Source organism: Hydrogenophaga aquatica (assembly GCF_054780915.1).
In genome coordinates this window covers 36,968-57,729 of the sequence record NZ_BAAGVK010000004.1, presented here as the reverse complement: position 1 = coordinate 57,729, position 20,762 = coordinate 36,968, and the positions used below count along the sequence as shown (strand labels likewise).

Sequence of the window (20,762 nt, the reverse complement as noted above, 5' to 3'; positions counted from 1 at the left end):
CTGTCGGAGGACCTTATGAAACTGCTCATTCCCGTGGATGGTTCGGATCTGTCCCTCCAGGCCGTTCAATACGCCCTGAAGCTGGTGGCATTGGGCCTGCGTGCCGAGCTGGTGCTGGCCAACGTGCAGGAGCCCGCCACCGTCTATGAAATGGTGACGCTGCACGACCGCGAGGCGCTGGAGCGTGTGGCCGACGCCGCCGGGCGCGACATGCTGGCCCCAGCCGCAGACGCTGCGCGCGCCGCTGGCGTGCCTTTCGTGGAAGAAGTGGTCACGGGCGATCCGGTGCCCATGCTGCTGGAGGTGCTGGAGGCGCACGCCTGTCACGGCGTCATCATGGGCAGTCACGGCAAGGGGCTGGTCCGGGCCTGGCTGGGCTCGGTGTCTCAGGGCATGCTGGAGCAGGCCCCCGTGCCAGTGACGGTCGTCAAACCTGCCGAACCCGAGGAGCCGGTGGACGACAGCGACGCCTGAGTCGCTCAGCCCTGCTACAGCTCACCCCGCCAGCGCGGGGAACAGCTTCACCAGCCCGTTGGCCATCACCTCCACCGACAGGGCGGCCAGGATCAGGCCCATCAGCCGTGTCATCACGTTGATGCCCGTCTTGCCCAGCACCCGCTCGATCGGTTCGGCCAGCGTGAAGCACACCACGGTGGCCAGCGCGATGACCAGGCCATAGCCCACCAGAGCCGCGTGCTGCCAGAAGGTCTGTGCGCGGTCCGCGTAGATCACCACCGTGGACATGGTGGCCGGGCCGGTGAGCAGCGGAATGGTCAGCGGCACCACCGCGATGGAGGCGCGTGAGGACGCATCGTCCACCTCGTCCTGCGTCGTCTTGGCTTCGGCAGGCTGGGCGTTGAGCATGGCCAGTGCCGACGTCAGCAGCAGCATGCCGCCGCCCACCTGGAAGCTCGCCAGCGAGATGCTGAAGAACTCCAGAATCTGCAGGCCCAGCAGAGCCGAGGCGGCGATCACCGAGAAGGCGCTGAACGCTGCGATCATCACCGTGCGGCGCTTTTGCTTGTCGGAAAAGCCCTGTGTGTAGTGGATGAAGAAGGGCACGATGGCCAGCGGGTTGACGATGGCCAGCAGTGTGACGAGGGGTTTGAGGTCCATGGCGCGGATTGTGCGCGATTGGCGGCGCCTCAGCGACCCCCGGCCACGTCCAGCACGGCGCCAGTGGCGTAAGACGCCTCGTCGCCCAGCAGCCAGAGGATGGCGTTGGCGATTTCCTGCGCGGTGCCCGGGCGCTGCATGGGAATGTTCGGTGCCAGCCGCCAGGCACGGTCGGGCTGGCCGCCGCTGGCGTGGATGTCGGTGTCGATCACGCCCGGGCGCACCGCGTTCACGCGGATGCCGTCGCCCGCCACCTCGTGCGCCAGGCCCAGCGTGAAGGTGTCGATGGCGGCTTTGCTGGCCGCGTAGTCCACGTACTGGTTGGCGGAGCCCAGCTTGGCGGCCACGCTGGACACGTTGACGATGGCGCCGCCCCGCCCGCCATGGCGCGTGCTCATGCGGCGCACGGCCTCGCGCGCACACGTGAAGGCGCCGATCACATTGGTGGCGAACTGGCGCTGCCAGCGTGCCACGCTCATGTCCTCGATGCGCTGCGCGCGATCCACCACCCCCGCGTTGTTCACCAGTGCATCCAGGCGGCCCAGCGCCTCGTCCACCTGGGCGAACATGCGCAGCACCTGTGCCTCATCGGCAACATCTGCCTGCACGGCCGTGGCGCGGCCGCCGGCTTCGCGGATCTGCCGTACCACGGCCTCGGCCGCTTCGGCGTTGTTCTGGTAGTTCACGGCCACGGCGTAGCCGCGTTGGGCGGCCAGCAAGGCGGTGGCGGCGCCAATGCCGCGCGAGCCGCCGGTCACGAGCAGGATGCGTTCCATGGGTCTCCTGGAGGGTTGTTTGGCATGTGTCACACAGTGCAACGCCATTACAGCAGAATGCGGTTTTTTCTCACTCAAACGCACAACAGGAGATCAAGCATGGGCAACATGGTGGAACTCAAGTCCGCTGACGGTCAGGCCATTCCGGCTTACGTGGCTACGCCCGCAGGCCAGCCGCGCGGCGCGGTGGTGGTGCTGCAGGAAATCTTTGGCGTCAACAGCCACATCCGCTCGGTGGCGGACGGCTACGCCGCCGAAGGCTATGTGGCTGTGGCACCTTCCACGTTCCACCGGGTCAAGGCCGGTGTGGAGCTGGGCTATGCCGACAACGACATGAAAGACGGCTTCGCCCTGAAGATGGCCGTCGAAGGCCTGCCGGAGCCCGGCGTGATGGCCGACATCCAGGCCGCCATCCACGAGGCTGCCCGCCTGGGCGGCGGCCGCGTCGGCATCGTCGGTTACTGCTGGGGCGGGCTGCTCACCTGGCGCAGCGCCTGCCTGCTCGACGGGCTGGCCGCTGCGGCGCCTTACTATGGCGGCGGCATGACGTCCGACGCCGAAGCCGCGCGCGTGCCCAAGTGCCCGGTCATGGCGCACTTCGGCGACCAGGACCACTGGATTCCGCTGGAATCGGTCGAGGCCTTCAAGGCCCGCCAGCCGAAGGTGGAGGTTCACATCTACGCCGCCAACCACGGGTTCAACTGCGATCAGCGCGGCTCCTACGACGCCACCGCAGCCAAGCTGGCGCGCGAGCGCACGCTGGCGTTCTTCGCCGAACACGTGGGCTGAAGGGCCCGCTTCAGGCCTGCGCGGGGCTGGCGGGCGGGCGGGCGCGAAGCCACGCCGCCAGTGCGTCCGCAGGCAGGGCCTTGCTGTAGAGCCAGCCCTGAAAGACGTCGCAGCCGTGGCGCTGCAGGAAGTCGCGTTGCGCCGGGGTTTCCACGCCCTCGGCCACCACGTGCAGGCCCAGGTCGTGTGCCATGGACAAGGTCGCGCGGATGATGGCCTCGTCTTCCGCGTCACCAGGCACGTCCATCACGAACGAGCGGTCTATCTTCAACTTGCTCAGGGGCAGGCGCTTCAGGTAGCCCAGGCTGGAATAGCCGGTGCCAAAGTCGTCCAGCGCCAGGCTGATGCCCATGTCCGTGATCGCCTGCAGCCGCTCGATCAGGTCAGGGCCCGCCTGCACCAGCAAGCTCTCGGTGATCTCCAGCTCCAGCCGGTGTGCGGGCGCCGACATGGTGGCCAGCGCCTCGCGCAGGTGCAAAAGAAAGTTCGGTTTGTTGAACTCCATCGCCGACACGTTGACCGACACCGTGATCTGCGACAGCCATGGGGCGTCGGGGCTGCGCTCCCAGGCCTCTATCTGACGGCATGCCTCGCTCACCACCCACTGGCCGAGCGCATCGATCATGCCGGTCTCCTCCGCCACGGGGATGAAACGGGTCGGGGTGATCTCGCCCAGCTCGGGGTGATTCCAACGCAGCAGGGCTTCGACGTTGAGCACCTGCCCGGTCCGGGCATCCACCTGCGGCTGGTACTCCAGATACAGTTCGTTGGCGCCCGGGGCCAGGGCGCGCCTGAGCCCCGCTTCCACGATGAGCCGTTGCGACACGTGCTCGTGCATTTCCGGCGAGAAGAAACGCCAGTTGTTGCGGCCCGACGCCTTGACGGAATACATCGCCGTGTCCGCGTGCCTCAGCAGCGCTTCGGCCGTGTGGCCGTCGTCGGGGTACAGGGCCACGCCCAGGCTCGCCGTCACGGTGATCTCGTGCGGTTCCATCTCCACCGGGATGGACAGCGCGCGCGTGATCTTCTTGGCCACCACGGCAGCGCCGTCCCGGCCTTTCACCCAGGGCAGCAGCACCACGAACTCGTCACCGCCGATGCGCGCCAGCACGTCGCGGGAACGCAGGCAGGCCTGCATGCGTGCGGCCACTGTGCGCAGCAGGTGGTCTCCCTGGCTGTGGCCCAGGCTGTCGTTCACGTGTTTGAAGCGGTCAAGGTCCAGGAACACCACGGCCACGTTCTTGCCGTTCTGGTGCGCGGCGGCCAACGTGGCCTCTGCCTGCTCCATCCAGAACGTCCGGTTGGCCATGCCCGTGAGCGGGTCGAAGTGCGCCAGCTGGACCAGGCTGGCATTACTGCGCGCCAGCTCCTGCGTCCGCTCCTCCACCAGGCGTGCCGTTCGCCGCCCCTGCCCGGTGATGACCAGCAGGAACGCTCCCAGGAGTGCCACGGCCACCAGCCCGGTGACGGACGTGGCGAGTGCGTTGTTCTGCCCTGCCGCGCCCCAGAATGCCGGGCCTGCCTGCAGGCGCAGCACCCACTCACGGTCTCCCATCTTCAGCGGCCACAGCTTGGCCCAGCGCTGCTCTTGCGCGGTTGGCGCCGTTGCTGTCTCGCAGCCCTGCTTGCCCGCCAATCTGCGGTTGCCGGGGGGCGCCGCGGGGTCGATGAGGCACAGGCTGATGGAGTCCTCGTCAAGCTTGCCCAGCACCGCATGGATGACGTCGTCCATGCGGAACACCGCCGACACCACGCCCTTGAGCGTGCGTGTGCCTACGTTGGTCACATCCTGTGCGTCGCGTTGCTCGTACACGGCAAGGTACATCACCACGCCGCGCTGCTCCCCGGATTCCTGTACCAGCCTGATGCCTTCTGTGACCTCCGGGCGCCTGCTCTGCATCGTCGCCAGAACGGTGGCACTGGTGGCGGGCAGGACGCTCACGTCCAGCCCCAGGACCGAGCGGTTGGTTTCCAGCGGCTCCACCCAGGTCAGCGGCAGGTACCCTTCGGCGTCCCGGGCGCGGGAGGTCCTGCCCGCGCTGTCCCGGCCCTTGATCTCGATGCCGGGCATCCCCGAGCCGTCCTGGCCCTGTTCGTAGGCCAGCCGCTGTGCGTGGGGGATGTAGGGGCTCCAGCCGAAATTCTGCGTTCCTGCGTAGCGCCGCAGCCAGGGCTGCGTGGCCGATTCGAAGTCGGGCTGCGCCATGCGTGGCGCAAGCTCCATCAGCTTGCCGATCGAGACCACACTGTCCGTCTGGGCCTGCAGGCGGCGTTCCAGCCGCAGGGCCAGATCCTGGCCCGCCTTGTCGAACTGCTCCTGCAGCGCCCGCTGGTGGCTTTGGTTGAGCTGGTGGAACATGGCCCCGATCAGGGCCATGGCCACCACCATGGGCAGCGCCACGGTCTTGATGCGCGGGCGCCAGGCTTCGGCAGGCTGGCCGCAGCACACCAGCACCAGCGGGGTGAACAGCACCGCGCCCAGGGTATCACCCAGCCACCACGTCAGCCACGCGCCTGGGGCCTCCCGCCAGGGCATGGAGCCGTCAAACACCAGTGCGGGTACGGACAGGCTCGCATTCACCGCAGATCCCACCGGCAGGCAGAGGAACAGGAAGACGACCACCTGCATGGGGTGGTCCAGCGCCGATGGCATGTGCACCTGCCGGCGGGCCCAGGCTGCGGTGGCCCAGGCTTGCAGGGTGGCGCCCAAGGGCGCCATCAGAAAGACCCAGCCACCGGGCGTGAGCCCCGCCTGCCGGTGCGCCAGCCACTGCACGGCCAGTGCGCCGAGCAGAACGCCGGGGAGGACGTGGTTGCCCCGCGTCAGCACCGCGCCCACGGCCACGCCCGCCGCAATGAAGATGACCGATATGTAATCCGGCGGCACGGCGGCCTGCAGGGACACCCAGCCGCTGGCGGTGTATGCCAAGGCTGTCATAAGTATCTGAAGCAGTCGTTGGGCCAAGGTGCGGGCGTTTCCGGTCAAGTCAAATGGGCTGCACTGTATCAGTTCCCGCTTGCGTTGCGCCGACGGCCCGGCGCAGATTCATTTGCGCAGGTGCGCCAGTGGCAGGGCCCCTGCGGCCTTCACCTCGCCCAGAGAAAAGCTGGTGTGCAGGTCCTTCACGTTGGGCAGGTTGATCAAGCGCTGCAAGGCGAAGCGTGAAAAGCTGTCCAGGTCCTGCGCCACCACCTGCAGCTCGAACGTTCCCGCACCGCTGATGTAGTGGCAGGAGGTGACTTCCGGCAGCTGGCGGATCGCATCCTCCAGCACCCGCGTAGCGTCACCGGTGTTGCGCTCGGCGTCCAGCCGCACGAAGGCCAGTACGCCTAGGCCAATCTTGCGCCGGTCGATCACGGCACGGTAGCCGGTGATGAACCCAGCTTCTTCCAGCGCGCGCACCCGCCGCCAGCACGGCGCGGGTGACAGGCCCACGCGTTGCGCAAGTTCCGTGTTGGTCAGGCGGCCGTCGGCCTGCAGTTGTTCCAGGATAGCGAGGTCGAACTTGTCGAGTGTTTCCATAAATTGGCATTGTAAGAAATAGTCTTTCAAAAAACGCCAAATTCAAGACATCAAAAGCAAAGACATATCAGCACTCAGGGCATACACTTTGCTTCACAAAGTTTTCGACGATCCGGCGGCGATCCCGCGGGGTTGCTCGCGGGCCCCCGGTTCTTTTTGGCGGGCCCATTCCACCGGCTTACCCAGCCGCTCACGCAACAGTCAGTACAAGACAGGAGACATGCATCATGAACGCCCCACTGCCCGAACACATTCGCAAGGCGCTGGAAACCGTCAGCCTTGACGACAAGTACACCCTGGACCATGGCCGTGCGTTCATGAGCGGGGTGCAGGCCCTGGTGAAGCTGCCCATGCTGCAGCGCCAGCGCGACGCCCTGGTGGGCAAGAACACGGCGGGCTTCATCAGCGGTTACCGTGGCTCCCCGCTGGGCGGCTACGACCAGGCGCTGTGGAAAGCCAAGAAGCATCTGGCCGCGCAGAACATCGTCTTCCAGCCCGGCGTGAACGAGGAACTGGCCGCCACCGCGTTGTGGGGCGCGCAGCAACTGGGCTTCGCCCCGCAGGGCAGCAACCGTTTTGACGGCGTCTTCGGCATCTGGTACGGCAAGGGGCCGGGCGTGGACCGCTGCTCCGACGTCTTCAAGCACGCCAACATGGCGGGCACCACGCCCTGGGGCGGCGTCATTGCCGTGGCGGGCGACGACCACGTGGCCAAAAGCTCCACAGCCGCCCACCAGAGCGACCACATCTTCAAGGCCTGCGGCCTGCCGGTGTTCTTCCCGGCCAGCGTGCAGGAAATCCTGGACCTGGGCCTGCACGCCTGGGCCATGAGCCGCTTTGCCGGCGTGTGGGCAGGCATGAAGACCATCCAGGAGATCGTCGAATCCAGCGCCACCGCCGAGATCGATCCCGAACGCGTCAACATCGTCCTGCCTGACTTTGAAATGCCGCCCGGCGGCGTGCACATCCGCTGGCCCGACACCGCGCTGGAGCAGGAAGCCCGTCTGATGGACTACAAGTGGTACGCTGCCCTGGCCTACGTGCGTGCCAACCGGCTCAACCACAACGTTGTCGAGACGGCGCACGACCGCTATGGCGTCATTGCCAGCGGCAAGGCCTACAACGACACGCGCCAGGCCCTGGCCGACCTGGGGCTGGACGACGACACCTGCCGCCAGCTCGGCATCCGCCTGCACAAGGTGGCCGTGGTGTGGCCGCTGGAGGCCCAGACCACCCGCGAATTCGCCACCGGTCTGCGTGAAATCCTGGTGGTGGAGGAAAAGCGCCAGGTCATCGAATACCAGCTCAAGGAAGAGCTGTACAACTGGCGTTCCGACGTGCGCCCCGACGTGCTGGGCAAGTTCGACGAAGTGGGTGGCGACCACAGCGGCGGCGAATGGTCCATGCCCAACCCCAGTGCCAACCAGCTGCTGCGCGCCAACGCCGACCTGTCGCCCGCCATCATCGCGCGCGCGCTGGCGGCCCGGCTGAAGAAGCGCGGCATCCTGCCCGAAGGCAGCGACGTGGCCGCCCGGGTGGATGCCCAGCTGGCCATCCTGGACGCCAAGGAGCGCGCGCAGCAGGTGCTCAACGCCAGCGCGCCACAGGCCGACCGCCAGCCCTGGTTCTGTTCCGGCTGCCCGCACAACACCAGCACCCGCGTGCCTGAAGGTTCGCGCGCCATGGCGGGCATCGGCTGCCACTTCATGACCATCTGGATGGACCGTTCCACCAACGGCTTCACGCAGATGGGCGGGGAGGGCGTGCCCTGGGTGGGCCAGCAGCCCTTCAGCAACGAAAAGCACATGTTCGCCAACCTGGGCGACGGCACCTACTTCCACAGCGGCCTGCTGGCCATCCGGCAGAGCATTGCAGCGGGGGTCAACATCACCTACAAGCTGCTCTACAACGACGCCGTGGCCATGACCGGCGGACAGCCCGTAGGCGAACGGCCCGAGGGGCACAGCGTCATCCAGATCGCGCAGAGCCTGCAGGCCGAGGGCGTGAGCCGCATCACCATCGTCACCGACGAGCCCGAGAAGTACCACGGTGCCCACCACACCACTGTGGGCGGCGTCACGCTCAAGCTGCCCGAAGGCATCCAGGTGCAGCACCGCGACGAGCTGGACCGCGTGCAGCGCGAGTTCCGCGAGCTGCCCGGCACCACCATCATCATCTACGACCAGACCTGCGCCACCGAAAAGCGCCGCCGCCGCAAGCGCGGCACGCTGGTGGACCCGGCCAAGCGCGTCGTCATCAACGAGGCGGTGTGCGAAGGCTGTGGCGATTGCGGCGTGCAGAGCAACTGCCTGAGCGTGGAGCCGCTGGAGACCGAGTTCGGCCGCAAGCGCACCATCAACCAGAGCACCTGCAACAAGGACTACTCCTGTACCAAGGGCTTCTGCCCCAGCTTCGTCACCGTGGAAGGCGGCCAGCTGCGCAAGAAGGCCAAGGGCGCGGGCGCACCGTCTCCCTATGCCCTGGGTGAACTGCCCGAACCCGCGCTGCCCAGCGCTGCTTCGGCCTACGGCATCGTGGTGGCGGGCGTGGGCGGCACAGGCGTCATCACCATCGGCCAGCTGCTGGGCGTGGCCGCCCACATGGAAGGCAAGGGCATAGTCACGCAGGATGCTGCCGGCCTGGCGCAAAAGGGCGGCGCCACCTGGAGCCATGTGCTCATCGCCGACCGCCAGGACGACATCCTCACCACCCGCGTGAGCATGGCCGGGGCCGACCTCATCATCGGCTGCGACCCGCTCGTGGCGGCGGGCAAGGAAACCACGCTGCGCATGCTGCAGGGGCGCACCCGCGTGGCGCTCAACACCCACGCCACGCCTACGGCGGCCTTTGTGCGCAACGGCGGCTGGCAGAACCCCGCCGAGGCCTGTGTGGCCGCCATCGCGCAGGCCGTGGGCGTGCCGGGTGTGGGCACCTTTGACGCCGACGCCGTGGCCACCAAGCTCATGGGGGACACGCTTTTCATCAACCCGATGATCCTGGGCTACGCCTGGCAGAAAGGCTGGGTGCCGCTGACGCACGAGTCGCTGATGCGTGCCATCGAACTCAACGCCGTGGCTGTGGAGCAGAACAAGACTGCCTTCGAGTGGGGCCGCCAGGCCGCGCACGACTGGGCACGCGTGCAGGCGCTGCTGGCGCCGTCGCAGGTCATCGAATTCAAGCCGCGCGAAACGCTGGCCCACCTGCTGCAGCGCCGGGTGGAATTCCTCACGGCCTACCAGAACGCAGCTTACGCTCAGCGTTACGAAGCCTTCGTGCGCCGCGTGCAGGAAGCCGAGGCCCGCCAGACCGGCAAGACCACGCTGGCCGAAACAGTGGCGCGCCACCTGTTCCAGCTCATGGCCTACAAGGACGAGTACGAAGTGGCCCGCCTGTACACCGACGGTGCGTTCCAGCAGAAAGTCGCGTCCATGTTCGAAGGTAACGTGCAGCTCAAATTCCACCTGGCCCCGCCGCTGCTGGCCCGCAAGAACGACCGTGGCGAGCTGCTCAAGCAGACCTATGGGCCCTGGATGATGAAGGCCTTCGGCCTGCTGGCCAAGCTCAAGGGCCTGCGCGGCACGGCGTTCGACGTCTTCGGCCGCACCGAGGAGCGCCGTACCGAGCGCGCCCTGATCGGTGAGTACCAGGACATGATCGAGGAACTGCTGCTCAGCCTGAGTGCAGACAACCACGCTCTGGCGCTGGACATTGCGCGAGTGCCCGAGCAGATCAAGGGCTTTGGCCACGTGAAGGAACGCAACCTGCGTGCCGCGCGCGAGCGCTGGCAGGCACTGCTGGCGCGCTGGCGCCAGCCTGACGCGCCTCAGGGCGCGCGCCAGGCGGCCTGAGCGCCATGCGAGGGGTGCCGGAGCAATTCGAACACGCCACCGACGTGGCCGAGTTCGCCCCGGTGCCGCACCGCGAGGGCGTGGAGTTGTACCGCGCCCGCATCGTGCGCCACGCGTTCGAGCCTCACACGCACGACGGTTTCGGCCTCGGGGCCATCGAGGCCGGCGTGGAGCGCTTCCGTTATGGCGGTGCCGAGCACCTGGCTGCGCCGGGTGCGCTGGTCACGATGAACCCGGGTGAGCCGCACACCGGCCGCGCCGAGACGCAGGAGGGCTGGCGCTACCACATGGTCTACGTGGCGCCGGACACCTGGGCCGAACTGGCGGGCGGAAGTGGCCACTGGTTCCCCGACGCCGTGCGTCACCACAGCGGGCGTGCCCAGCGTGTGGCCGGGTTGTTGCGGGCCCTGTGGCTGGCCGACGAACCGCTGGCCTTCGACAGCCTGATGGCAGAGTTGGCCGCAGCCTTCGCTCCCGACATGCGCCAGGGGCGCCCCAGCGGTCAGGTGGCGGCGGTGCGCCTGACCGGCGTGCTGGACTTCATGCGCGAGCACCACGCCCAGCGCCTCACGCTGGACAATCTGGCCGCCGTGGCCGGGCTCAGCCCCTTTCACTTCCTGCGGGTCTTCCGGGCGCAGCACGGCGTCACCCCGCAGCAGATGCTGATGGCCTGCCGCCTGGCACAGGCCAAGCGCCTGCTGGCCCGCGGCGAGCCGCCCGCCGACGTTGCCGCCGCCACCGGCCTGACCGACCAGGCCCACCTCACCCGCGCCTTTCGCGTTCGCTACGGCGTCACGCCCGGCCGCTACCAAAGCCAGCTGGGTTTGCGTCCGCGCTGAGTCGCAAGCACCACACCGCAATCTCGTACAAGACGGACGCTGCCCGCAGGCCCTAGACTTGCGCCTTTTGCGCGAGAGCGGAGTAAATCATGTGGTTGGGTGTGGCGTTCGCCCTGGCGGCGGGCTTGATGTGGGGTCTGGTGTTCGTGGCGCCCCTGATCCTGCCGGAATACCCGGCGGCCTTGCAGTCGGTGGCGCGCTACCTGGCGTTCGGCCTGCTGTGCATTCCCCTGGCCTGGCCGGACCGGCACGCGCTGCGCCAGCTCACCCGCGCCGACTGGCTGGAAGCCTTCAAGCTTGCCGCCGTGGGCAACCTCATGTACTACCTGCTGCTGGCCAGTTCCATCCAGCGCACCGGCGGGCCGCTCACCACCATGCTCATCGGGACACTGCCCGTGGTCATCGCCATTTCTGCCAACCTGCGCAACGCCCGCCGCGACGGGCACCTGCCCTGGCAGCGCCTGACGCCTTCCCTCGCCCTCATCGGGCTGGGCATCGGCCTGGTCAACCATGCCGAGATGGCCATGCTGACCACGCGGGAGGGCTTTGACCTGGGCAGCTACGCCATCGGGGCGCTGCTCGGGGTGGGTGCCGTGGTCTGCTGGACCTGGTACCCCTTGCGCAACGCCGACTGGCTGCGCCACCACCCTGGCCGCAGCCCACGCGCCTGGGCCACCGCCCAGGGCCTGGCCACCTTGCCGATGGCCTTGGCGGGCTACGTGTTGCTGTGGGCGGTGATGGCACTGCGCGGCGACCCGTTCAGCATGCCCTTCGGCCCCCGCCCCGAGCTGTTCGTCGCGCTCATGGTCTCGGTCGGGCTGCTCGCGTCGTGGCTGGGCACGCTGTGCTGGAACGAGTCCAGTCAGCGTCTTCCCACCGCACTGGCCGGGCAACTGATCGTCTTCGAAACCCTGGCCGCACTGGCCTATGCCTTCATCTGGCGGGGGCAGTGGCCCGAGGCGACGACGCTGGCCGGCATCGCCCTGCTGGTGGCAGGGGTTCTTTGGGCGGTGCGGATCAAGCCGGTTCCCGTGGTTGCCGAGGGGCATCCGAACTGAAGCGCTCAGCCGTTTAGAATGTCCGGTTACCAAGCGCCCGCATGGACGGGCGCGCATGACAACCCCTAGACAGGAACGAGAGACCGTGTTCATTTCCAACGCATACGCCCAAGCCGCCGCTGGCGGCGACACCTCCTCCACCCTGATGAGCCTGCTGCCGCTGGTTCTGATGTTCGTGGTGCTGTATTTCGTCATGATCCGCCCCCAGATGAAACGCCAGAAAGAGCACAAGGCGATGGTCGAGGCGCTGGCCAAGGGTGACGAAGTGGTGACGGCCGGCGGTTTGCTGGGCAAGGTGTCCAAGGTCGGTGAAAGCTACATCGGCGTGGAACTTGCCGATGGCGTCGAAGTCCAGCTGCAACGCACGGCCGTCGTGCAGGTGTTGCCCAAGGGCACCATCAAGTAAGTCCTGACCCGAGAGTCATCCCGGGCATGTGATCGGCTGGGCCAGTGGCCCGGCCGTTTGGTTTTTATTGCGGAGCCTTTCGCTCATGAACCGTTACCCGCTGTGGAAGTACGTGACCATCGTGGTCGCGCTGCTGATTGCCGCTATTTACACCCTGCCCAACTTCTTCGGCGAGGCGCCAGCGGTTCAGGTTTCGTCGGGCAAGGCGACGGTGCGTGTTGACGCAGCCACCGTCACGCGGGTGGAAGAGGCGCTTGCTGCGCAGAACATCACGCCCGCGGCCGTCCAGTTCGACGGCCAGTCGGTCAAGGTCCGCTTCGACTCCACCGACACCCAGATCCAGGCTCGCGACGCCATCGACCACGCCCTCAACCCGGACCGTGCCGATCCGTCGCATGTGGTGGCGCTCAACCTGCTCCCGCGCACCCCGGCCTGGCTGCAGGCCTTCCATGCCAAGCCCATGTACCTGGGCCTGGACCTGCGCGGCGGTGTGCACTTCCTGCTGCAGGTGGACATGCCGGGTGCGCTCGACAAGCGTGCCGAGATCATCGCCAGCGACCTGCGGGGCGCGCTGCGCGACAAGAACATCCGCCATGGCGGTATTCGCCGGGAAGGGCAGTCCGTCGAGTTGCGCTTCCGCGACGCGGCGGCCCAGCAGGCGGCCGACAAGCTCCTGGCCGAGCAGTTCCCCGATCTGATCGTGGTGCCTTCCGAGCAGTCGGGCGAGTTCAAGCTTGCCGCTTCGTTGCGCCCCGAGGCGGCCCGCCGCATCCAGGAGCAGGCGCTCAAGCAGAACATCACCACCCTCAACAACCGCATCAACGAGCTGGGTGTCGCCGAACCGGTGATCCAGCAGCAGGGGCTGGACCGCATCGTCGTGCAGCTGCCTGGCGTTCAGGACACCGCCAAGGCCAAGGACATCCTGGGGCGCACCGCCACACTGGAGGTGCGCATGGTCGACGAAAGCGCCGAAGGCCAGGCCGCCGAGCGAGGCGCCGGCCCGGTGCCCTTCGGTTCGGAGCGGCACCTGGACCGCAACGGTCAGCCGGTCATCACCAAGCGCGAGGTCGTCCTCACGGGCGAAAACCTGACGGACGCGCAGGCGGGCTTCGACAACCAGACGCAGGAAGCCGCCGTGCACCTGACGCTCGATGCCAAGGGCGCGCGCATCTTCCGCGACGTCACGCGTGAGAACGTCGGCAAGCGCATGGCCATCCTGCTGTTCGAAAAGGGCAAGGGCGAAGTGGTCACGGCACCCGTCATCCGCACCGAGATCGGTGGGGGCCGGGTGCAGATTTCCGGCCGCATGACGACGTCCGAGGCCAACGACACCGCGCTGCTGCTGCGCGCCGGTTCGTTGGCGGCCCCCATGGAAATCGTGGAGGAGCGCACCATCGGCCCGAGCCTGGGTGCCGAGAACATCAAGATGGGCTTTGACAGCGTCACCTGGGGCTTCATCGCCGTGGTGGTCTTCATGTGCGTGTACTACATGATGTTCGGCGTGTTCTCCAGCCTGGCCCTGGGCTTCAACCTGATGCTGCTGGTGGCGGTGCTTTCGATGCTGCAGGCCACGTTGACGCTGCCCGGCATGGCCGCGATGGCGCTGGCGCTGGGCATGGCCATCGACGCCAACGTGCTGATCAATGAACGGGTGCGCGAAGAGCTGCGCAACGGCAGTGCCCCGCAGACGGCCATCAACGCCGGTTACGACCATGCGTGGGGAACCATCCTCGACTCCAACATCACGTCGCTGCTGGCGGGTCTGGCACTGCTGGCGTTCGGCTCCGGCCCGGTTCGCGGTTTCGCCGTGGTGCACTGCCTGGGTATTCTCACCAGCATGTTCTCGGCGGTCTTCTTCTCGCGCGGCCTCGTCAACTTCTGGTACGGCCGCCAGAAAAAGCTGAAATCCGTGTCCATCGGCACGGTGTGGGCGCAAGGTCAGAAAACGCTGGCCAAAGACTGAACGGGAGAGGCAACATGGAGTTTTTCCGCATCAAAAAAGACATCCCGTTCATGCGGCACGCGCTGCTGCTGAACGCCATTTCCTTCATCACCTTCCTGGCCGCGGTGTTCTTCCTGGTCACGCGGGGGCTGAACCTGTCGGTGGAGTTCACCGGCGGCACCGTGATGGAGGTGTCCTACGAGCAGCCCGCCGATCTGGAGGCGGTGCGCAAGGTCATCAGCGGCCTGGGCTACACCGAGGTGCCGGTGCAGAACTTTGGCACGTCCCGCGACGTGCTGATGCGGCTCCCCCTGGCAGAGGGGCAGACCTCCGGGCAACAGAGCGAAACCGTGCTGGCGGCGCTCAAGGCGCAGAACCCGGCGGTCGAGCTGCGCCGCACGGAATTTGTCGGCCCGCAGGTCGGCAAGGAGCTGATGGAGGACGGCCTCAAGGCGCTGGCCTTCGTGATCGGCGGGATCATGGTCTACCTGGCCTTCCGCTTCGAGTGGAAGTACGCGGTGGCCGCCATCATCGCCAACCTGCACGACGTCATCATCATCCTCGGCTTCTTCGCCTTCTTCCAGTGGGAGTTCTCGCTGGCGGTGCTGGCGGCGGTGCTGGCTGTGCTGGGGTACTCGGTCAACGAATCGGTGGTGATCTTCGATCGCATCCGTGAAACCTTCCGGCGGCAGCGCAAGATGACCACCGTCGAGGTGATCGACCGTGCCATCACCTCCACCATGAGCCGGACCGTGATCACCCACGGGTCCACCGAGGTGATGGTGCTGTCCATGCTGCTGTTCGGCGGCCCCACGCTGCACTACTTTGCGCTGGCGCTGACCATCGGCATCCTGTTCGGCATCTATTCCTCGGTGTTCGTGGCAGCAGCGGTTGCCATGTGGCTGGGCATCCGCCGGGAGGACCTGGTCAAGGCGCCCAAGAAGACGGAAGACCCTGACGACCCCAACGCAGGCGCAGCCATCTGACGGCTGGCATGACGGCCGCGGCCTTGCCTGCGGCCGGGGGGCGCTGCACCGTTGGTTGCAGGGCTCCGGTGGCATACTCGTCAGGTGGAAACCGGCATACAGACTCCTCGCGGCACGGCCCGGCAGGCGCGGCAGGTTTTCCTGCGCCAAGTCACGGCTGGCCTGCCGCAGGTTGCCGCTCAGCTCCATGAATACCTGGCCGCCCAGCTGGACCTGACGGGCACGATGGCCGAGGTTCAGGAGCGGCGCGACCTGTACCAGCTTTTCCAGAAGCAGCGTGACCCCTGGCTGGCCGGGGCGCAGCGCCGTCTGGACAGCTTGCTCCACGCGCCCGTGGAAGCCACCGTGCAGCGCCAGCAGGCCCTGAGCGAGGACGAGCTGGTGCTCGTGGAAGAGGCCGCCGTCGAGACCCAGATTCTGGCGGCCCGCGCGGCGCTGGCTGCCATCGACAAAGGCAGCGGCGAATTCAACGACCTGCGCCTGCGCCTGCAACACTTGGAAGGAACGACGGAACTCGACAAAGGCGATGCGGTGCAGGCCTTGCGTGTGGCCGAGGCCGTGGTGGATGCCTGGCTGGAGGCGGGTTTCTCGCGCGAGCACTGGGAGTCCTGCCAGGCGGTTCTGCTCCCGCCGTTTGCCTTGGCGGTGGCCGACGCCTACCAGGAGGCGAACCGCTTCCTGCTGGAGCACGGCGTGCTGCCCGAGATCGACCTGCGCGGCCTGGTCAGACGGACGCCAAGCCTTTTGACGGCCCGCCAGGTGTCTCAGGGCCAGACCGTGCCTGAGGGCGCGCCGGGCACACAGGCCGTGGCTGGGGCAGGGCATGTGCCTGGCGCCAGCGGCGGCGTATCCCAGGCCGTGCCCGGCAGCCGCCTCATGCGGTTGCTGAGCGAGCGTGTGCCTGCTGCCGCCCATTGGGCCGGGACGGCCGCCCATGACGGCGAGCCCCTGCCCGCAGTGGTCACCGACTGGGCCGTGCTGGAGGCTGCCTTGCGGGCGCTGCCGCCCGTGGACTGGACTTCACTGGAAGCCGGTGCCGCAGGGCTGCATGCGCAGACGCGCGCCTTGAAGGAGCGGGTTGGTTCGGACCAGGAGAAGGCGGTCATCGAGATCGTGGCGCTCATTTTCGACAGCATCCTGACCGAGGAGCGCATACCCCCCAGCCTGCGGGTGTGGTTTGCCCGGCTGCAGATGCCGGTGCTGCGCCACGCCATGAGCGACCCGGGCTTTCTGGCATCTGAGCAACACCCGGCGCGTCTGCTGATCGACCGCATGGGTTCGTGCGTCATGGGCTTCGATCCGGCGATTTCCCTGGCGCCCCTGGAGCAGGAAATCAAGCGCATCGTGCAAGTCATCGAGCAGTACCCCGAGACGGGGCGCCGCGTCTTTGAACTCATGTACAAGGAGTTTCAGGTCTTTTTGGGTGAGCATCTCAGCCAGTCCCAGGGCCTGCGCAAGATCGCAGATGTCGCTCAGCAGCTGGAACAGAAAGAGGCGCTGACGGTCCAGTACACCATCGAGTTGCGCAAGTTGCTGGGGCAGGCGCCCTTGAGGGACGCCCTGCGAGACTTTTTCTACCATGTGTGGGCCGAGGTCATGGCGCAGGCCGCCGTCACCTATGGCGCGGGCGATCCGCGCGCGCAGCGCCTTCAGCAGGCCTCTGGCGACCTGCTGTGGGCCGCCAGTGCCAAGTCCACGCGCCATGAGCGCGCGCAGGTCATCGCCCGGGTGCCCGCGCTGCTGGCTGTGCTGCGCGACGGCATGGCCTTGCTGGGCTACGACAAGGCCCGGCAGGATGCGGCGCTCAAGCCGGTGAACGACACGCTGGCCGACGCCTTCATGTCACGCACCGCCGTGGTTGACCCCGGCTGGATCGGCACCATCACGCAGACCCTGGCTGGGGTGGAGGATCTGCTGCCCGCGCAAGATGCCGAAGACCTGCCGCTGAATCGCGACAGCCTGGAGCTGATCACGGGGGCCGACGCCTCGTCCATCACCGTGCTGCCCGACACCGGGGCCGCCGTGCGCCAGGAAACCCGGGCGCAGGTGCGCGGGCTGCCGCTGGGCGGGTGGTTCCGTCTGGAGCACAACGGCCAGGCCGTGTCGGCCCAGTTGGCATGGCAAAGCCCGCGCAAGCAGCTCTACCTGTTCGCCACGGCCGCCCAACATGCCTTTCTGATGCAGCAGGGGCGGGTTGCGCAGTACCTCCAGGCCGGGCTGTTACGCCCTGTGGAAGGTGAAGGGTTGTTCGAGCGCGCCACGCGCAGTGCCATCGAGAAGCTCGACGCCAACCCCGAGCGGCTGCTCTCCTGATTCAACCGAGGTTGCAGCGCTGGAAAAGCCCGCCGGGCAGCCGTTGCACCTGGCCGGCCAGTTCCAGTTCCAGCAGCCGGGCCTGCAGGGCCGCCGTGTCCAGTCCTGTCCGCGCCTGCAGGGCATCCAGGCCCGCCGGGTCGTAGCCCAGGGCCTGCAGCACGCCGTCCTGCTCGGGCGGCCGTGGCTCGGCGGTGTCTGCGTCCTTCGGCGGCATGGCCAGGCGCAGGTCTTCCAGAATGTCCTGGGCCGACTCCACCAGCTTGGCGCCCTGGCGGATGAGCGCATGGCAGCCGCGCGATTGCGGCGCGTGGATGGAGCCTGGGATGGCAAATACCTCGCGCCCCTGCTCGATGGCCAGCCGCGCCGTGATCAGCGAGCCCGATTGCAGCGCGGCTTCCACCACCAGGGTGCCCAGCGACATCCCGGCGATGATGCGGTTGCGTTTGGGAAAGTTGGGGGCCAGCGGCGGCGTGCCCAGCGGGTATTCGCTGATCAACGCGCCCTGTTCGGCAATGCGGTGAGCCAAGGCCAGGTGGCGCCTGGGGTAGACGCGGTCCAGCCCCGTGCCCACCACGGCGATCGTCTGGCCGTTGCCTTCCAGCGCGCCCAGGTGTGCGGCGCCGTCAACCCCCAGCGCCAGGCCCGACACGACGCACACACCGGCTTCGGCCAGCGCCCGGGCGAAGCGCTGCGCGTTTTCCTGGCCCTGCGGCGTCGGGTTGCGGCTGCCCACCACGGCGATCCGCCGTGGATGGCTCAGGCACGCCTTCTGTCCCAGCAGGTGCAGCAGCAGCGGGGGGTCTTCGGTCTGCAACAGTTCGGCCGGGTAGGCCGGGTCGCCCAGGGTCAGCAGGTGATGCCGGGGCGATGCGTCCAGCCAGCGCCGGGTGGTGTCGCACAGCGCGGTCCAGCCCTCAGGCTCCTGTTGGAGCGTCTGCGCCAGTTTGTGGCCAACCACCGCCGCCAGTGCGTCGGTGGATTGGCTGAAGATGGCATCGGGAAGGCCAAAGGCTGCCAGCAGCTGGCGGGCAGCGCGGTTGCCCACGCCAGGCGTGAGCATCAGGCGCAGCCAGGCGCCCAGTTCGGCATCGCGCATGCAGGAAGACGCTTCAGGGGTTGACGAAGCGGTCACCCACCTTCACGCCATCGGCAATTTGCAGCACCAGGGCGTAGGACATGCTGTCAAAGGTCCGGAAGACCATCATCAGGCCGTTGCGCTCCCCGGGCAGGTGCAGGTTGGGGCGTGCGCCGTCGGTGGTGTCGGGCACCACGTTGGCGTCCCGCAGGATGGCGAGCACATGGCCGCGCTCCAGGCCATCCTTGGCCCCACGGTTGATGATGACCACCTGGTTCTGACCAGCGAACTGCACGGCGTTGCCGTGGACCTTGACGATCTGGCCGTTCTGCGGCGAGCCAGGTTTGTGCGGGATGTAGGTGGGCACATCGCGCTGGGGCTCGGGCAGCAGGCGGTCGCCAACGCGCATTTCTTCCTTGGCCAGGACGATGTCGATGGTTGCGGGAACGATCGTCTGGGTGGCCTTGCCGTCGGCGCCGGCGGTCTGGCGCAACTCTTCGGGGCGGGCCAGTTCGGCCTTGCCCACGAACTGTGCTTCGTAACCCAGCAGCTCGCCCGTGGAGGGGTCCTTCAGCGGGTCTGCTTCGCGGTAGACGCGGAACTGGCGCGGCTGGCCCTTGTCCATGCTCAGGACCACACCTTGCAGGTTGTCGCCGTTGCCGTACTGGCCGCGCGCATAGGCACGGTCCCCGCGGCTGAGCAGCACACGGTTTTCCTGGGTCGCGGCGATGCGGGGGGCGCGGTCGTGCACCGGCCCGTCCACCAGCATGGAGTCTGTCAGGAAGGGGTCGATGACGTGCAGCGGGATGGGGGCGATGGCTGTGTCGGCCAGGCTCTCCGAGCGCACGCGCGGAGACAGCTTGACCGTGGGCACCCCGCCTGCGGCGCCCGCGCCGCCGAGCGACAGGTAGGCGCGGTCACCCACCTTGGTGAGGACCAGGACCTGCCCAGGGAAGATGAGGTGGGGGTTGCGGATCTGTTGCAGGTTCATGCCCCACAGTTCCGGCCAACGCCACGGGCGCTGGAGGAAGATGCCCGAGATGCCCCAGAGCGTGTCGCCGCGTTTGACCGTGTAGGCGTCCGGGGCGTTGGGGGCCAGTTCGCTCAGCGGCACGCCTTTTTCGGCCACCTGCTGCGCGGTGCTGCGTTGGCCAGACGTGACAGGGTAGTTCGGCGTGGTCTGGGCTGCCACGGCCAGGCAGGCCAGGGCCACGGTGCCCAGCAGGCCCGCCCGCAGAGCGCGCAGGGCGGGGAGGGTGGGGAGGGTGGGGCGCAGGTGGGCGCGAGCGTGCGGCTGAACTGCCTGGGGAGCGGTGGAAGGTGTGGTCATGGACATCTCGTCTCGTTGGCTCCGGAACCTGTCGCGCCGGGATGGGCGTGGTCGCACGCTCCCCCTCCCTGGCCGGACGTTGCTTGAAATGAACGTCTGGACATTTTGCGTTTAAGCCCCAGCTATGGCAATGATATCGTCTCCGTCACCGTGCTGGATAGCTCGAAAGTGGCGAAAATAGCGACATGGGCCGGAACACCCCTTCCGCATGCCCGCCAGACAGACCCAATCCATGACCTCCAGCGACCTTCTGCCCATCCTCCGTTACCCCGATCCCCGCCTGCACACGGTGGCCCGTCCGATTGCCGTCGTGGACGACCGCGTCCGCGCCATCATTCCGCGCATGCTGGCCACCATGTACGCCGCTCAGGGCATTGGCCTCGCCGCCACGCAGGTGGACATCCACGAGCGGCTGATCGTCATTGACGTGAGCGAGGAGCGCGACCAGCCTCTGGTGCTCATCAACCCCGAGCTGGAATGGGCCAGCGACGAAAAGCGCAAGGGCGAGGAGGGCTGCCTCTCCGTGCCCGGCATCTACGACGGCGTGGAGCGCTCCACGGCCGTGCGCGTGCGTGCGCTCGACGGCGACGGCAAGAGCCGCGTGATCGAGGCCGAGGGCCTGCTGGCCGTGTGCATCCAGCACGAGATGGACCACCTCATGGGCAAGGTGTTCGTGGAATACCTGTCTCCGCTCAAGCGCAACCGCATCAAGACCAAGCTGCTCAAGGCCGAGCGCGATCTGCAGCGCGCCTGAGGAG

The 20,762-nt window shown here is 67.5% G+C and carries 16 protein-coding genes; 10 read left to right on the top strand and 6 right to left on the bottom strand.

The genetic code is table 11. The features are described from left to right. The first annotated feature begins 15 nt into the window (after positions 1-15). The gene (locus ACYVHH_RS04345; RefSeq protein WP_460563853.1) at positions 16-474 is read left to right on the top strand and encodes a universal stress protein; all 459 of its coding nucleotides are present in this window, start codon (positions 16-18) and stop codon (positions 472-474) included. A gap of 21 nt (positions 475-495) precedes the next feature. Here the strand turns inward: ACYVHH_RS04345 and ACYVHH_RS04340 are convergent, their stop codons facing one another. Further along, the gene (locus tag ACYVHH_RS04340; protein WP_460563852.1) at positions 496-1,116 is read right to left on the bottom strand and encodes a MarC family protein; all 621 of its coding nucleotides are present in this window, start codon (positions 1,114-1,116) and stop codon (positions 496-498) included. A gap of 29 nt (positions 1,117-1,145) precedes the next feature. Beyond that, positions 1,146-1,892: an SDR family oxidoreductase gene (locus tag ACYVHH_RS04335; RefSeq protein ID WP_460563851.1), complete on the bottom strand. Its 747-nt coding sequence runs from the start codon at positions 1,890-1,892 to the stop codon at positions 1,146-1,148. 99 nt (positions 1,893-1,991) lie between these two features. Between ACYVHH_RS04335 and ACYVHH_RS04330 the strand changes: the two genes are divergently transcribed. Beyond that, on the top strand, positions 1,992-2,681 hold the full coding sequence (locus ACYVHH_RS04330; RefSeq protein WP_460563850.1) for a dienelactone hydrolase family protein: 690 nt from the start codon (positions 1,992-1,994) through the stop codon (positions 2,679-2,681). 10 nt (positions 2,682-2,691) lie between these two features. Here the strand turns inward: ACYVHH_RS04330 and ACYVHH_RS04325 are convergent, their stop codons facing one another. Continuing rightward, positions 2,692-5,619 carry a putative bifunctional diguanylate cyclase/phosphodiesterase gene (locus ACYVHH_RS04325; protein WP_460563849.1) on the bottom strand — a complete coding sequence of 976 codons (2,928 nt, stop codon included), beginning with the start codon at positions 5,617-5,619 and terminating at the stop codon, positions 2,692-2,694. A gap of 108 nt (positions 5,620-5,727) precedes the next feature. After that, complete coding sequence (locus ACYVHH_RS04320; RefSeq protein WP_460563848.1) at positions 5,728-6,204, bottom strand: Lrp/AsnC family transcriptional regulator; 477 nt, start codon at positions 6,202-6,204, stop codon at positions 5,728-5,730. A 227-nt stretch (positions 6,205-6,431) separates the two neighbouring features. Between ACYVHH_RS04320 and ACYVHH_RS04315 the strand changes: the two genes are divergently transcribed. The 7 genes from ACYVHH_RS04315 to ACYVHH_RS04285 all read left to right on the top strand — a co-directional run bounded on the left by ACYVHH_RS04315 (position 6,432) and on the right by ACYVHH_RS04285 (position 17,596). Further along, a complete protein-coding gene (locus ACYVHH_RS04315; protein ID WP_460563847.1) occupies positions 6,432-10,052 on the top strand; it encodes an indolepyruvate ferredoxin oxidoreductase family protein in 3,621 nt (1,206 codons plus the stop codon). 5 nt (positions 10,053-10,057) lie between these two features. Next, positions 10,058-10,891, top strand: coding sequence for an AraC family transcriptional regulator (locus tag ACYVHH_RS04310; protein ID WP_460563846.1), 834 nt, complete (start codon positions 10,058-10,060; stop codon positions 10,889-10,891). Between the two features lie 89 nt (positions 10,892-10,980). Then, positions 10,981-11,949, top strand: a complete 969-nt coding sequence (locus tag ACYVHH_RS04305; protein ID WP_460563845.1) for a DMT family transporter — start codon at positions 10,981-10,983, stop codon at positions 11,947-11,949. Between the two features lie 85 nt (positions 11,950-12,034). Further along, the gene (gene yajC / locus ACYVHH_RS04300) at positions 12,035-12,355 is read left to right on the top strand and encodes a preprotein translocase subunit YajC (RefSeq protein ID WP_460563896.1); all 321 of its coding nucleotides are present in this window, start codon (positions 12,035-12,037) and stop codon (positions 12,353-12,355) included. 85 nt (positions 12,356-12,440) lie between these two features. Continuing rightward, positions 12,441-14,318, top strand: a complete 1,878-nt coding sequence (gene secD, locus ACYVHH_RS04295) for a protein translocase subunit SecD (RefSeq protein WP_460563844.1) — start codon at positions 12,441-12,443, stop codon at positions 14,316-14,318. 14 nt (positions 14,319-14,332) lie between these two features. Beyond that, positions 14,333-15,283 carry a protein translocase subunit SecF gene (secF, locus tag ACYVHH_RS04290; RefSeq protein WP_460563843.1) on the top strand — a complete coding sequence of 317 codons (951 nt, stop codon included), beginning with the start codon at positions 14,333-14,335 and terminating at the stop codon, positions 15,281-15,283. A gap of 84 nt (positions 15,284-15,367) precedes the next feature. Continuing rightward, entirely contained in the window at positions 15,368-17,596 is a 2,229-nt protein-coding gene (locus ACYVHH_RS04285; protein ID WP_460563842.1) for a DUF1631 family protein, read from the top strand. A 1-nt stretch (position 17,597) separates the two neighbouring features. Here the strand turns inward: ACYVHH_RS04285 and dprA are convergent, their stop codons facing one another. After that, entirely contained in the window at positions 17,598-18,695 is a 1,098-nt protein-coding gene (dprA, locus tag ACYVHH_RS04280) for a DNA-processing protein DprA (RefSeq protein ID WP_460563841.1), read from the bottom strand. 13 nt (positions 18,696-18,708) lie between these two features. Further along, positions 18,709-20,004: a LysM peptidoglycan-binding domain-containing protein gene (locus ACYVHH_RS04275; protein ID WP_460563840.1), complete on the bottom strand. Its 1,296-nt coding sequence runs from the start codon at positions 20,002-20,004 to the stop codon at positions 18,709-18,711. A gap of 232 nt (positions 20,005-20,236) precedes the next feature. Between ACYVHH_RS04275 and def the strand changes: the two genes are divergently transcribed. After that, the gene (def, locus tag ACYVHH_RS04270) at positions 20,237-20,758 is read left to right on the top strand and encodes a peptide deformylase (protein WP_460563839.1); all 522 of its coding nucleotides are present in this window, start codon (positions 20,237-20,239) and stop codon (positions 20,756-20,758) included. Positions 20,759-20,762: the final 4 nt, after the last annotated feature.